This window comes from Mesorhizobium sp. WSM1497 (assembly GCF_001672455.2).
GTDB lineage: Bacteria > Pseudomonadota > Alphaproteobacteria > Rhizobiales > Rhizobiaceae > Mesorhizobium > Mesorhizobium ciceri.
Genome location: NZ_CP021070.1, coordinates 4,950,163 through 4,963,021 on the forward strand (window position 1 = coordinate 4,950,163; position 12,859 = coordinate 4,963,021).

A 12,859-nucleotide genomic window follows, 5' to 3' on the forward strand; every position below is an offset into this window, starting at 1 on the left:
GGCTGGCCCAGGTTCCCTTGCAACCTTACGCACGCCTGGCGGGCAATCGCTGTGAGCAAGCTATCGCTGCAAGCCTTTGTTAACCCTAATAATGTGTAATCAAGCTGTCGTGGTGTCGTAAACGAAAGCTTGGTCCCGTGAACGCAACCGGTCAGTCCGCAGTCTTCGGCAAGCGTAAGGAGCCCCATACGGTCATCATCGCCCGGGGCAACGAGATCAGGCATTTTACGATCCGACCGTGGCTGGCGGCCTTTATCGGCTCGGCGCTGGCCGCCATTGCCGTCGGCTACCTCATGGCCACCTCCTATCTCGTGCTGCGCGACGATTTGATCGGCGCCACAACGGCGCGTCAGGCGCGCATGCAGCAAGCCTATGAAGATCGCATTTCGGCGCTTCGCGCCCAGGTCGACCGCATCACCAGCCGCCAGTTGCTCGACCAGCAGCTGATGGAAACCAAGGTCAGCGAACTGCTTGAACGCCAGAGCCAGTTGAGCCAGCGTCATGGCCGCCTTGGTCCGCTGCTCGAACGCGCCGAGAGCGAAGTCGGCGCAGCGCCGGCCGAAGATCCGGCAGCGGCTGCGAAGCCGGACAAACGCGCCGAAGCGACCGGCAGCATCAAGGAGCCCGCGCGGAATTATGCGGTCGCCAGCCTGAGCGCCGATCTCGGCGCCGGCGACACAAGGCCGTTCTCGCTGTGGTCAACCCGCTCCGATCCGCTGCCCAATGATTCAGCCGCCGATCGTGCCGACAAGCTCTTCGTCTCGATCAACCAGTCGTTGAAATCCATCGAGAGCGATCAACTGACCCGCATCAGCACGCTTGCCGACAATGCCTATAAGAGCGCCGATGCCATCACCCAGGCGCTCGAGGCGGCCGGACTGCCCGTCGACAGCGACTTCGGCAAGGGCGACAGCGACGTCGGCGGACCGCTGATCCCGCTCGACAGTTCGATGATGTTCGACAGCAAGGTCAAGGAGCTGGACGAAGCGCTGGACGCGCTCGACCATCTCAAGAAAGAAGCGCGCCAGCTGCCGCTGACCAATCCGGCTCCGGGTCACTCCGTCACCAGCCCGTTCGGCGTGCGCACCGACCCTCTCCTTGGCACCGCCGCCCTGCATTCCGGCATGGATTTCAGGGCGCCGATCGGCATGGCCGCAAAAGTCACGGCGCCTGGCACCGTCACCAAAGCCGGCTGGAACGGCGGCTATGGCCGCATGGTTGAAGTCGACCACGGCAATGGTTTTGCGACACGTTACGGGCATCTCAGCGAGATCGACGTGACCGTCGGCGAGAAACTGGACGCCGGCGCCGTCATCGGCAAGACCGGTAGCAGCGGCCGCTCGACCGGCCCGCATCTGCACTACGAAGTCCGCCACAATGGCGAAGCGATCGATCCCTTGCGCTTCCTCACGGTCGGCAAGAAGGTCGCCCAGTATCTGTAAGCGATCCCAGGCTCCTGCCCCATGCGCCGATGACCATCATGATGGCTGACTAAGGCGCTCCCGTCGACAGAAACGCCGTCGCTGCCGCAACCAAGGTGGTCGCGCCGACCTTCAACGCGGCCTCGTCGACACGAAACCGGGCGTGATGGAGCGGAAAGACCGATCCGATCTCCTCGTTCCGGATTCCCAGCCGAAAATAGACCGAAGGACGTTTCTCGCTGTAGTAGCCAAAGTCGTCCGCGATCGTCCATCCGGGCGTGTTGAGGACGTTGTCGGCACCGATGCAGGCCTTGGCGCTGGCGGCAATCAGCTCTGTCATCTCGACATCGTTGACGACGCCGGGTTCGCCCTTGTGGATGTCGACCTCGACACGCGCGCCGTGGCTCGTCGCCATACCCGCGGCTATTGTACGAACGCGGTGCCAGGCCCGCTCGCGGGTTGCATCGCTGCCGCTGCGGATGGTGCCTTTCAACGTGACCCTGCCGGCGGTGACATTATATGCGTTGCCGCCATTGATGGCCGTGACGGAAATCACCAGCGGATCGTACGGATCGGTCTCGCGCGAAACGATCTTCTGCAATTCGCTCACCAGGGAGCAAGCCACGGCCAACGCATCGACACCTTCATGCGGTTTTGCCGCGTGTGCCGCCGAGCCGATGACGGCCACATCGAACGTGTCACAGGCCAGAGTGTAGGGACCGGAGCCGACGGCGATCTTGCCGGTCGGTGTGTACGGATCGACGTGGACGCAGATGGCGGCGTCGATGTCGTCGAGAAGCCCCTCTTCCACCACCCGCTTGCCGCCCGACGGTTCGTCCTCCTCCGCCGGCTGGAAGATCAGGCGAACGGTACCGCCAAAACTGTCCCGCGACTGGTGAAGATGCGCGGCCACCGCGAAAGCCATCGATGCATGGGCGTCGTGACCGCAGGCATGCATCACACCTGGATTCGTCGATGCATAATCGACACCGGACTCCTCCTCGATCGGCAAGGCATCGATGTCGGCGCGAATGGCGATCTTTCGATTTGACGGCCTGCCGGCGCCGACAATATCGACGGCAAGGCCAAAGCCGGCGACGTCGCGAATGTCGACGATTCCCTGATCCACCAGCATCTGCCTGAGGTAACGCTGCGTGCCGGCCTCCTGGTTCGAAAGCTCGGGATTGCGGTGCAGATGGCGACGGACCTCGATCATCCGGTCGAGAATTCCGGCGTCGATATCGGTCGTCACGGTTTTCACAACACCACCCGCCGTGGCCGAACCCTCAGGATTTGACATGGATCTCTCGCGGGAACTTCGTCAGGGTCTCGTGGCCGGTTTCGGTGACCAGGATGGTCTCGCTGACCTCGATGCCCCAGCCGTCCATCCACATGCCAAGGATGGAATGAACGACGTTGCCCGGTTCAAGCACCGTCTTGTCGCCCGGCCTGAGGCTGATCGTGTGTTCGCCCCAATCCGGCGGATAGGCGACGCCGATGGAGTAGCCGATGCGCGATTCCTTCTTCAGTCCATAACGCTGGATGACCTTGCGCCAGGCAGCTTCGACCGCTTCGGCAGTCGTTCCCGGCCTGACCGCGTTGAGCACCGCGTCCATGCCCTCGATCACCGCTTTGGCGGTATCCGAGACATTTGTCGGCGTCTTGCCAAGCTGCATGGTCCTGGCGAGGCCGGCGGCATAGCGGCGGCAAACGCCGGCAAGTTCCAGCGCAATCGTCTCGTTTTCTCCGAACCGCCTGTCGCTCCACATGATGTGCGGCGCCGAGGCATTCTCGCCACCGAGGATTGTCGGCGGAAGTGCTGTGATGTCGCCGGCAAAGTCCGGGCTGCCCGCGATCTGCGCCGCCTGGATGGCGGCGATGGCGTCGCATTCGCGAACGCCCGGCGCGATCACCTCGAAGGCTCGCGTGACGGCAGCTTCGGCGAGCGTCGATGCCTTGCGCAAATAGGCGATCTCGGGCGCCGATTTGACCGCGCGGATCCAGTTCACCAGCAGGTCGGCATCGTGCCATTTTGCATTGGGAAGTCCGGCGACAAGCCGGGCGTGCGCCTTGGGGGAGAAATAATAGGCTTCGAGTTCGATGCCGATATGGCGGCTCCCCCAGCCCCTGGCGACAATCCAGTTCGCAATCCAGTCCATGGGATGGCGATCGCCTCGCTGGACATGGTCTTCCGGAAAGCCGACCACGTTTTCCGGTTTCATCCAGGCTGTCAGAAGACCGCCGGCCGCATCCATGGCGCGCCCGATCCAGACCGGCTCGACCTCCTCGATTGGAACCAGCACCATTTGCGGCGTGTAGAACGACCAGCCGTCATAGCCGGTGATGTAATGCTGGTTGGCAACGTCGTTGACGACAAGGAGCTCAAGACCGCGCTTCGCCATCTCGGTGCGGATCTTGCGAAGCCGCTGTTGGTACTCGTCGCGGGCAAACGGCAATTCGATCATCTTTGCTCCATGCTTTGTCAGATCAATGGTCGCGGGTTTCGTTCACCATTGAAGAGGTTTCACGATGGCGGCAATCGGCCAGGACGACGCGTGGGCAGGTCCTGAACCGAATACGCCCTCCATGGGCCTCCCCTTGGAAAACCTCGCCATGAATTTATTTTTGAATTCCATTTGACTGAATAAATAAGCAATGCGAAGCTACCCTCTCCTAAGGGGCGCAAGGCATGGCACTGCGGGGGACCAATCAGGAGTTCGGGCGGCCGTACAACCGGCGCATCGTGCTTGAGTCCATCCGCCTGCACGGGCCGATCGCGCGCGGCGAGATCGCCCGGCGCGTCGGCCTCACCGTCCAGACCGTATCGACCATCGTTCGCGAACTGGAAGATCAGGACTACATCCTGTCGCTGCGCGAAGAGCCGAAGGGGCGCGGCCTGCCGCCGGCGACGCTCCGGATCAACCCCGAGGGCGGCTATGCCGTCGGCATCCACATCACCCCGCTTGGTATCAGCGCCGCGTTGATCAATCTGAGCGGCGACGTGATCGAGAGCATCTACCGCGAAGCGCCGAACGCGACGCCGGACCACGCCTTCGAGTTGATCGGGGCGATGGTGGTGGAATTGACCAGACTGCGGGCTGGCGGACGGGTGCTGGGCGTCGGCATGGCCCTGCCCGGCCCCTTCGACGTGGAGTCCATGAGTTTCGTGGGGCCGACCACCATGACCGGCTGGAATGATGTGGCGCTGCGCGAACGGCTGGCGGCCTCCACCGGATTGCCGGCCTTCTTTGAAACCGATATGGCCGCGGCCGCCATGGGCGAGCGCCTCTATGGCCTCGGCGCCCAGTTTTCCGAATACTACTATCTCTATTTCGGCGTCGGCCTTGGCGGCGTCATGGTTCATGACGGCAGCGCCTTGCGCGGCGCCTGGGGAAATGCCGGCGAGATCGGACACATTCCCGTCATTCCCGGCGGCGAAGCCTGCCCTTGCGGCAACAGCGGCTGCCTCGAAAGATATTTGTCGCTCGAGGCGCTCCGGCGCTGGAACGGCAGCGAGGCCGACTGGGTGGCCGAAGTCGCATCGATCTTTCACAACGCCGTCGCCGTCATCGAGAACCTGTTCGACCCGGAGACGGTCATCCTCGGCGGGCTGGCATCCACCGACCTGCTCGAAATGCTGGCTGGTTCGGCCGCAGGCCTGCACAACTCCGTCTCGGCCCGCAAGGACCGCACGACGCCCAGGGTCGTGGTCGCACGCGGCGGACAGCATTCCGTGCTGCGCGGCGCCGCCGCCCTGGCGGTTTCCGGGGTTCTGTCACCTCGCTTCGGGCAGATGTTCGCGGCCGAACGCGAACGCGAGCGCGACCTTCTCAAAGGCAGGGAGATTGCGGCATGAGTGAACCCCTGCTGGTGCTCGACAACGTCACCAAGAACTATGGCGCGATCGAAGCGCTCAAGGGGATCAGCTTCTCGATCGACAAGGGCGAGGTCGTGGCGCTGCTGGGCGACAACGGCGCCGGCAAATCGACACTGGTGAAGATCATATCAGGCGGACTGGAGCCGACATCGGGCCGCATGCTGTTCGAGGGCAAGGAATTCCTCGCCAAATCACCGGCCGAGGCCAAGGCGGCCGGCATCGAGACCGTCTACCAGGATCTCTCGCTGTGCACCAATGTCGACGTGGTCGCCAATTTCTTCATGGGCCGCGAGATCACCCGCAAGTTTCTCGGCATTCCCGTGCTCGACGAGCGCGCCATGGAAGCCGTCGTCGGAAAGGCGCTGGCCAATGCCGGCACCCGCATTCCCTCGCTGCGCGCCAATGTCGAGCACCTTTCGGGCGGCCAGCGGCAAGCCATCGAACTCAACCGCTTCGTGCACTGGGGCGGCAAGCTGGTGCTGCTCGACGAACCATTCGCCGCCCTCGGTGTCGAACAGACGCGGCGCGGTCTCGACATGATCCGCCAGGTGGCCAACCAGGGCATCGGCGTCGTCATCATCACCCATATCATGCAGCAGGCTTTTCAGGTCGCCGACCGGATCGTGGTGATCCGCCAGGGCGTCGTGGCCGGCGATGTCGCACGCAATAAAACAAGTCCCGACGCGGTGATCAACATGATCACCGGTGAGACGCTTGCCGGCGCCGGACCGACAGGCTGAGGGACAAAAGAGGGGTCCGGCTTAAGAGGAGCGAACGACATGAAGCGAATACTTCTTGCTGTCTTCGGTATCCTTGCACTGGCCTTTGCCACGCTCACGCCGGCATTCGCCCAGTCCAAGGGTATCGTCTACTATATGGTGCCGACCCTGCTGGACGAGTTCCAGACCGGCTCGGTGAGCGCGCTGGAACTGTTCCTGAAGCAGACCGGCTATGAGATGAAGACGCTGAACGCCGACAACAAGACCGACGCCCAGCAATCGCAGATGAACGATGTCATCGCGCTGAAGCCGGCGGCCATCATCCTGGCTGCAGTCGACTTCAATGCGCTGAAACCGTCCATCGAAGCCGCGCGCGCCGCCGGCATCCCGGTGGTCGAGTTCGACCGCCAGATCACCTCGACCCCGTCCGACTTCACCTCTGTCGCCGGAACGGTCGAGATCGGCTACGTCGCCGCGGATCAGGCCGAGAAGCTGCTGAAAGCCAAGAACGGCTCGGTGAAGGGCAAGGTTCTGCAGGTGCTCGGCGACCCCGGCGATCCCTACACGCTCGACATCCAGAAGGGTTTTGAGGAGAAGATGAAGGCATTTCCGGACGTCAAGATCATCTCGCTTCCGGCCATGCAATGGGAAGCCAGCAATGCCGGCACAATCGTTGCCGACCAGATGCTGGCCAACCCCGACATCGACCTGATCTTCAGCCATGCCGCGCACCTATCGGTCGCCGCCGTCGCCTCGCTCGAGGCGGCCGGCAAGAAGCCGGGCGACGTCATGCTGATGAGCTCGAACGGCGCTCCGGTCGGCCTCGACCTGATCCGCAAGGGCTGGCTCAACGCCGAAATCGAGCAGCCGCTTTACGCGCAGGCCGCGGCTGTCGCCATGTTCATGGACAAGATCGTCAAGAAGCAGGAAATCAAGCCCGGCGAATACGACGTGCTCGGCCTGAAATCGACCGTGACCAAGGAATCCTGGGGTCCGAACATCAAGATCCCCGGTGCCGCCATCACCAAGGAAAACGTCGATAATCCGGCCTTCTGGGGCAACCAGAAGCCGCCGACGGACACCGTCAAGTCGGTCGAATAGTCATCTGAAGCGCTCCGGGCCGTAGCGGCCCGGAGCCTGCCTTTTCACAACGCCGCGTCCGAAAGGATGCCGTGGCGAATTTGAATCCGCGCCTGAACCCGACGGAATCGAGTTGATTTCGCGGGGGCGCCAACCGGATCAGCCCATGAACCCGCGCACACGCAAAGCCCTGGAGTTCGTACTCGACAACCTCGTCTGGTTCATGCTGCTGTTCGTGCTGGTGGTCTTCTCCATCTTCGTCCCGAACTACTTTCAGCTCGGTATCTTCGCCAACATCATCGAGGCTTCGAGCGTGCTCGGCGTCATGTCGATCGGCCTGGCGCTGGTGATCATCGCCGGTCACATGGATCTGTCGGTCGAATCCGTCGCAGCGCTCAGCGCCATGGCGGTCGGCATCCTGTTTTGCTCGTCGGGCATCGGCATGGGCGTGCAGCTGCATCCCGAGTGGCTGATGGTTCCGGTTTCGCTGCTGCTGGCGCTGGCAGTCGGGGGTCTCATCGGCGCCTTCAACGGCTATCTGGTGGTCAAGGTGAAGATGAGCGCCTTCATCATCACGCTGGCGTCCTACATCTGGGTGCGCGGCCTCGTGTTGGTCGTGTCGGGCGGCCGCTCGGCGCAGGACCTGGCGCCAGCCATCCGCTGGTTCGGCATCCAGCGCCTTGTCGGCCTGCCGCTCACCGCCTGGATCGCGGTTGGCTGTTTCGTGGTCTTTTCGCTGATCATGGCCAAGACGCCGTTCGGCCGGCATCTGGTGATGATCGGCGGCAACGAGACGGCGACCTTCCGCGCCGGCATCCGGGTGAACCGCAATCTCATCATCGCCTTCGTGCTCGCCGGCGCCATCGCCGGCCTCGCTGGCTGGCTGCTGGCGATCCGCACGTCGGGCGCCACCGCCAATCTCGGCGTCGGCTTGCTGTTCAACGCCTTCGCCGCGGTCGTCATCGGCGGCGTCAGCCTCAAAGGCGGCGTCGGCACCCTCCCCGGCGTCTATGCCGGCGTGCTTTTGCTCTCGGCCATCAACACGGCGATCAATTTGATGGGCCTGCCGGCCAATTTCACCCAGGTGATTCATGGCCTGCTGGTGCTGGCCGCGGTGCTGCTCGACGCCTTCAAGCAAACCATTCGCCAAAGACTCGCATGACAGGACGGCTCGCATGACAGGACGGCTAAAAGACAAGGTGGCGCTCATCGTCGGCGCCGCCCGCGGCATCGGCAAGGGCATTGCGCTCCGCTTTGCCGAAGAGGGAGCGCGGCTGGTGCTCGCCGACACCGAAGTCGAGGCCGGGCAAGCGACCGCTGGCGAGTTGGGCGTCCCCTTCATCCGCACCGACATCTCGCAAATGAGCGACGCCGAGGCCGCCGTGGCGCTGGCGCTGAAGCAGCATGGCCGTCTCGACATCATCGTGCAGAATGCCGGCATCTATCCCTGGCAGCTGATCGAGAACACCAGCGCCGACGACTGGGACCGCGTCATGGCGGTCAATCTGCGCGGCACCTTCAATGCCAGCCGCGCGGCCCTGGTGCCGATGAAGGCGCAACGCTTCGGCCGCATGCTCTACACCTCCTCCATCACCGGTCCGCATGTCACCAGCCCGGGCCATGGCCACTATTCGGCCAGCAAGGCCGGCATCAACGGCTTCATCCGCGCCGCGGCACTGGAATTCTCCGGCTACGGCATCACCGTCAACGGCGTCGAGCCCGGCAACATCCTGACCGAAGCGATCGAGCTGCATCGCGGCGAGGCGTTCATCAAGAACATGGAGGATTCCATCCCGCTTGGCCGCCTCGGCAGCCCGCGCGACGTCGCCAATGCCTTCCTGTTCCTCGCCTCGGACGATGCCAGTTACATCACCGGCACGACCATCGTCGTCGATGGTGGGCAGTTGCTGCCCGAAGGCAGCGATTTCCGGCTCGTTCCGCCATGATCATCGATTTCGGCGATGGCTTCTTCCTGCGCCAGGCGACCGAGGCCGACCATCCAGCACTTGCCATGATCTGCCTCAAGACCGGTGATGCCGGCCAGGATGCAACCGGTCGCGAAGACGCTCCGGATCTGTTGGGCCAGATCTACACCATCCCCTACCAGGTGCTGGAGCCCGACCTCGCTTTCATCGTCGATGGGCCAACGGGCGCCGCGGGCTATCTGCTGGGTGCAAAAGACACAAAGGCTTTCAATGCAGGCCTGGCAGCAAGGTGGTATCCGCGCCTTCGCGCGCAGGTGACCGATCCCGGACCCGACCGCACACGCTGGAGCGGCAGCGACTGGGCTCGCCACCAGATCCATCATCGCGACTTCACCATTCCGCCGGCCCTGGCTGCCTACCCTTCGCACGGTCATATCGACCTGTTGCCGCAAGCGCGTGGAAAAGGCATCGGCCGGCGGGCGATGGCTTTTCTCGAGAAAAGGCTCGCCGCGCTCGGATCACGCGGGCTTTGCCTCGAAGTGATGCCGGACAATCACAACGCGCTGCGCTTCTACAGGGCCATCGGATTCGCAGTGTTGCGGGAGCCGGGATTGCCAGACCACAGCATCTATGTCGCCAAACGGCTGACAACCGCACCGGAGATCGTGTGAATGGTGGGCGATGACGGGCTCGAACCGCCGACATCTTCGGTGTAAACGAAGCGCTCTACCAACTGAGCTAATCGCCCGCTCCGGGCCGGACCTTTAAGCGGTCAGGGTCCGCTTCGCAAGGCCAAATGAGCGCAGGACGCCCTGGTTGGATGCCGGTTTTGCCAACAAAACGCCGGCTGTCAAAAAACCTTCTCCTGTTTGCTGTTATGATGGTTTGGTGCGCTTGACACCCGGTGGCGAACCCCTTATCCAGCGCCCCAACGACGAACACGGCTGACACGTGTTCGCCATGCGCGGGTGTAGCTCAGTTGGTTAGAGTGCCGGCCTGTCACGCCGGAGGTCGCGGGTTCGAGCCCCGTCACTCGCGCCATTTCTCTCAAGGGTATCAAGCCCTTGGCTTTGGAGAAATGTCGACATTGATTGTCAAAAATGTTGTCTTGCAAGAGACCTGAGGTCCAAGAGACCTGAGGTCACTCAGGTCCGTTCGGCCCGTGCAGACGTCTTGCCGCGCAAGATCATCCTCTCGCCAGCAGCGCCTCGACCTCCTGCAGCGTCGGCATGGATGGCGCAGTCCCTGGCCGGGTCACCGAGATTCCGGCGACGGCGCAAGCGAAGCGCACCGCCTGCAGCGGTTCCACGCCCCTCGAAAGTGCTGCCGCAAGCCCGCCATTGAAAGCATCGCCTGCCCCCGTGGTTTCGACCACCGGGCCGGCGCTGACGGCTGGAACGTGGTCGGAGCGATCTTTCGAGTGCAAAAGCGCGCCCTTGTCGCCGAGCGTGACGATGACTGTGCCGACCCCCTTTTTGAGCAGACTGTCGGCGGCGGCTCGCGCCTCGTCGACCGAGGACACCTTCATCCCGGTCAGTTCCTCCGTCTCGGTCTCGTTGGGCGTGAGGTAGTCGCAGAGCGTGTAGATGCGGTCGGGAAGCTTTGCCGCAGGGGCTGGGTTGAGGATCGTCGTCACCCCTGCCCCACGCGCGATCTCCAACGCCCGCATGGCTGCTTCGATCGGCTGTTCGAGCTGCGTGACAAAGACACCGGCATTGCTGATCAATGCGGCATTGGCTTCGATATCGGCTGGAGAGATCAGCATGGCAGCACCGGGGCTGACGATGATGGCGTTGTTGCCGGTCGTCTCCTCGACGAAGATGTAGGCCGCGCCGGTGTAGCTTTCCGGCGTATCGATGACGGCATCCTTGACGCCCGCCTGCGCCCAGGTCTGCCTGGCCATGTCGGCGAAGGGATCGACGCCGAGGCGGGTGAGGAAGGTGACGTCGGCGCCGAGCTTGCCGGCGGCCACCGCCTGGTTCGAGCCCTTGCCGCCGGGACCCAGCGTGAAAGATGTGCCGAGGATCGTTTCGCCCATGCGCGGCTGCCGCTGCGCCCTGTAGGCGGTGTCGGCGACGAACACACCCAATATGACGACCGGCTTGCCCGAAGCCATGCCGCTACTCCGCATCCGGCGGCACGACGCCCTTGCGGAAGGCGAAGCAACCATAGAAGCGGCGTTCGCCGGTCTGGATGACACAATAGGCTTGTTTGGCGCGCTCGTAGAAGGCGTAGCGCTCGACCGCGATCATCGGCCACGACTTGCCCTCGGCCTTATCGACTTCCTTCTGCACTTCCTTCTGCACTTCAGGAATCTCGTCCGGCTTGCCGACGATTTCCATGCGCGCGGCCGAATCGTCGACGAACGTGTCGAGCGGGTAGAGCGACAGCACCGCCTTGACCACTTGCGCGGCCGAAGCATCGATGCGCAGCACGCGGCCGAGCGCCGTCTGGCGCGCCACCGAATCGGACGGAAAATTGGTGTCGGCGATGATCAGATCATCGCCATGCCCCATTGCCCGCAATGCCTGCAGCACGTCGGCATTGAGCAGCGGGTTGATGCCTTTGAGCATGGTATTCCTCGTGCGTTGGGATCAGAGACGCTTGCCGGTCTCTGCGTCGAAAAGATGGATCTGGTCGAGCCTTGGCTTCAGCTTCAGCGTATCGCCCGGCTTGAAGTCGTGGCGCTCGCGAAACAGCGCCACCATCTCGCCTTCGCCGAAGCGCAGGAACACCAGCGTTTCCGAGCCGGTCGGCTCGACCACCGAAATCTTCGCCGGCACGCCGTCGGGATGGATCTCGAGGTGCTCCGGTCGCACGCCATAGACGACCGCTTGCCCGTCCTGTGCGGCGTTGCCCGATCCGATCGGGAACAGCGTGCCTGCGATGTCGACCCCTGGCTTGTCGCCCTTGCGCATGGTGCCCTTGAGCAGGTTCATCGAAGGCGAACCGATGAAGCCGGCGACAAACAGGTTGGCCGGGCGGTCGAACAGTTCCAGCGGCGCGCCGACCTGCTCGATGCGGCCGTCGCGCATGACGACGATCTTGTCGGCCATGGTCATGGCTTCGATCTGGTCGTGGGTGACGTAGATGGTGGTGGTCTTCAGCCTCTGGTGCAGTTCCTTGATCTCGGTGCGCATCTGTACGCGCAGCTTGGCGTCGAGGTTGGAGAGCGGCTCGTCGAACAGGAACACCTGGGGATTGCGCACGATGGCGCGGCCCATGGCCACGCGCTGGCGCTGCCCGCCCGAGAGCTGCCGGGGATAGCGCTTCAGATAAGGGTTGAGGTCGAGGATGTCGGCGGCGCGCTTGACCCGCTCGGCGACCACGGCCGGATCGGTCTTCCGCAGCTTCAAGGCAAAGGCCATGTTCTGCTCCACCGTCTTGTGGGGATAGAGCGCGTAGTTCTGGAACACCATGGCGATGTCGCGCTTGGCCGGCGGCAAATGATTGACGACGCGGTCGCCGATGGCGATCGTGCCGCCCGAGACGGTCTCCAGCCCGGCCACCATCCTGAGCAGCGTCGACTTGCCGCAACCCGAAGGGCCGACCAGCACCACGAACTGGCCGTCGGCGATATCGACGCTGACTTCGTGCAGAACCTTGACGGTTCCAAACGCCTTGGCCACTTTGCTGATCGCGACTTGCGCCATGTCTCCCCCATCGGCTCCACCGGCCGTAGGCGCAGAAGCTAACCAACGCGACCTGCCAGGGCAAGTCGGTCCCTTATAGATAAAAACCCGCTCTCGTTGACACGGCGTTGGGTTGTGAGAATAGTGGCAGGCGCTGGTCAAAATGTCGGTGCCCGATCCGCAATCGGAACTTCAATCGACGCAG

At 63.3% G+C, this 12,859-nt stretch carries 12 protein-coding genes and 2 tRNA genes; 8 read left to right on the forward strand and 6 right to left on the reverse strand.

What is annotated here, in order from left to right:
* The first annotated feature begins 137 nt into the window (after positions 1 to 137).
* Complete coding sequence (locus A9K65_RS24305; RefSeq protein ID WP_063171953.1) at positions 138 to 1,442, forward strand: M23 family metallopeptidase; 1,305 nt, start codon at positions 138 to 140, stop codon at positions 1,440 to 1,442.
* Between the two features lie 49 nt (positions 1,443 to 1,491).
* Here the strand turns inward: A9K65_RS24305 and A9K65_RS24310 are convergent, their stop codons facing one another.
* Positions 1,492 to 2,721: an amidohydrolase gene (locus tag A9K65_RS24310; RefSeq protein ID WP_064995414.1), complete on the reverse strand. Its 1,230-nt coding sequence runs from the start codon at positions 2,719 to 2,721 to the stop codon at positions 1,492 to 1,494.
* The gene (locus A9K65_RS24315) at positions 2,708 to 3,886 is read right to left on the reverse strand and encodes a M24 family metallopeptidase (RefSeq protein ID WP_064995415.1); all 1,179 of its coding nucleotides are present in this window, start codon (positions 3,884 to 3,886) and stop codon (positions 2,708 to 2,710) included. The genes A9K65_RS24310 and A9K65_RS24315 overlap by 14 nt, the downstream gene beginning before the upstream one ends.
* Before the next feature lie 224 nt (positions 3,887 to 4,110).
* On the opposite strand from A9K65_RS24315, the gene A9K65_RS24320 reads away from it, so the two are divergent.
* The 6 genes from A9K65_RS24320 to A9K65_RS24345 all read left to right on the forward strand — a co-directional run bounded on the left by A9K65_RS24320 (position 4,111) and on the right by A9K65_RS24345 (position 9,693).
* Complete coding sequence (locus A9K65_RS24320) at positions 4,111 to 5,277, forward strand: ROK family transcriptional regulator (RefSeq protein WP_064995416.1); 1,167 nt, start codon at positions 4,111 to 4,113, stop codon at positions 5,275 to 5,277.
* Positions 5,274 to 6,038, forward strand: coding sequence for an ATP-binding cassette domain-containing protein (locus A9K65_RS24325; protein WP_063167797.1), 765 nt, complete (start codon positions 5,274 to 5,276; stop codon positions 6,036 to 6,038). The genes A9K65_RS24320 and A9K65_RS24325 overlap by 4 nt, the downstream gene beginning before the upstream one ends.
* A gap of 39 nt (positions 6,039 to 6,077) precedes the next feature.
* On the forward strand, positions 6,078 to 7,118 hold the full coding sequence (locus tag A9K65_RS24330; RefSeq protein ID WP_027162389.1) for a sugar ABC transporter substrate-binding protein: 1,041 nt from the start codon (positions 6,078 to 6,080) through the stop codon (positions 7,116 to 7,118).
* A 145-nt stretch (positions 7,119 to 7,263) separates the two neighbouring features.
* On the forward strand, positions 7,264 to 8,259 hold the full coding sequence (locus A9K65_RS24335; protein ID WP_013532177.1) for an ABC transporter permease: 996 nt from the start codon (positions 7,264 to 7,266) through the stop codon (positions 8,257 to 8,259).
* A 13-nt stretch (positions 8,260 to 8,272) separates the two neighbouring features.
* Positions 8,273 to 9,043 carry an SDR family NAD(P)-dependent oxidoreductase gene (locus tag A9K65_RS24340; protein ID WP_013532178.1) on the forward strand — a complete coding sequence of 257 codons (771 nt, stop codon included), beginning with the start codon at positions 8,273 to 8,275 and terminating at the stop codon, positions 9,041 to 9,043.
* The gene (locus A9K65_RS24345; RefSeq protein WP_064995417.1) at positions 9,040 to 9,693 is read left to right on the forward strand and encodes a GNAT family N-acetyltransferase; all 654 of its coding nucleotides are present in this window, start codon (positions 9,040 to 9,042) and stop codon (positions 9,691 to 9,693) included. The genes A9K65_RS24340 and A9K65_RS24345 overlap by 4 nt, the downstream gene beginning before the upstream one ends.
* A gap of 1 nt (position 9,694) precedes the next feature.
* On the opposite strand, the gene A9K65_RS24350 is transcribed toward A9K65_RS24345, so the two are convergent.
* Positions 9,695 to 9,770: transfer RNA gene (locus A9K65_RS24350), tRNA-Val, on the reverse strand.
* Between the two features lie 216 nt (positions 9,771 to 9,986).
* Here A9K65_RS24350 and A9K65_RS24355 point away from each other — a divergent pair.
* A tRNA-Asp gene (locus tag A9K65_RS24355) sits at positions 9,987 to 10,063 on the forward strand.
* Positions 10,064 to 10,208: 145 nt separating this feature from the next.
* Here the strand turns inward: A9K65_RS24355 and rbsK are convergent.
* From rbsK to ugpC, 3 genes are read right to left on the reverse strand one after another with little or no spacing between them, the layout of a single operon-like run.
* The gene (rbsK, locus tag A9K65_RS24360; protein ID WP_064995492.1) at positions 10,209 to 11,138 is read right to left on the reverse strand and encodes a ribokinase; all 930 of its coding nucleotides are present in this window, start codon (positions 11,136 to 11,138) and stop codon (positions 10,209 to 10,211) included.
* A 4-nt stretch (positions 11,139 to 11,142) separates the two neighbouring features.
* On the reverse strand, positions 11,143 to 11,595 hold the full coding sequence (locus A9K65_RS24365; protein WP_064995418.1) for an RbsD/FucU family protein: 453 nt from the start codon (positions 11,593 to 11,595) through the stop codon (positions 11,143 to 11,145).
* A gap of 21 nt (positions 11,596 to 11,616) precedes the next feature.
* Positions 11,617 to 12,675 (reverse strand): sn-glycerol-3-phosphate ABC transporter ATP-binding protein UgpC, encoded by a 1,059-nt coding sequence (gene ugpC / locus A9K65_RS24370; RefSeq protein WP_064995419.1) that lies wholly within the window; start codon positions 12,673 to 12,675, stop codon positions 11,617 to 11,619.
* Positions 12,676 to 12,859: the final 184 nt, after the last annotated feature.

Bases quoted from the DNA above. Each gene is read 5' to 3' on its own strand.
- A9K65_RS24310 (WP_064995414.1), bottom strand. From the start codon at position 2,721: ATGTCAAATCCTGAGGGTTCGGCCACGGCGGGTGGTGTTGTGAAAACC.
- A9K65_RS24335 (WP_013532177.1), top strand. From the start codon at position 7,264: ATGAACCCGCGCACACGCAAAGCCCTGGAGTTCGTACTCGACAACCTC.
- A9K65_RS24365 (WP_064995418.1), bottom strand. From the start codon at position 11,595: ATGCTCAAAGGCATCAACCCGCTGCTCAATGCCGACGTGCTGCAGGCA.
- A9K65_RS24340 (WP_013532178.1), top strand. From the start codon at position 8,273: ATGACAGGACGGCTAAAAGACAAGGTGGCGCTCATCGTCGGCGCCGCC.
- A9K65_RS24330 (WP_027162389.1), top strand. From the start codon at position 6,078: ATGAAGCGAATACTTCTTGCTGTCTTCGGTATCCTTGCACTGGCCTTT.
- A9K65_RS24325 (WP_063167797.1), top strand. From the start codon at position 5,274: ATGAGTGAACCCCTGCTGGTGCTCGACAACGTCACCAAGAACTATGGC.
- A9K65_RS24320 (WP_064995416.1), top strand. From the start codon at position 4,111: ATGGCACTGCGGGGGACCAATCAGGAGTTCGGGCGGCCGTACAACCGG.
- ugpC (WP_064995419.1), bottom strand. From the start codon at position 12,675: ATGGCGCAAGTCGCGATCAGCAAAGTGGCCAAGGCGTTTGGAACCGTC.
- A9K65_RS24315 (WP_064995415.1), bottom strand. From the start codon at position 3,886: ATGATCGAATTGCCGTTTGCCCGCGACGAGTACCAACAGCGGCTTCGC.
- A9K65_RS24345 (WP_064995417.1), top strand. From the start codon at position 9,040: ATGATCATCGATTTCGGCGATGGCTTCTTCCTGCGCCAGGCGACCGAG.
- rbsK (WP_064995492.1), bottom strand. From the start codon at position 11,138: ATGGCTTCGGGCAAGCCGGTCGTCATATTGGGTGTGTTCGTCGCCGAC.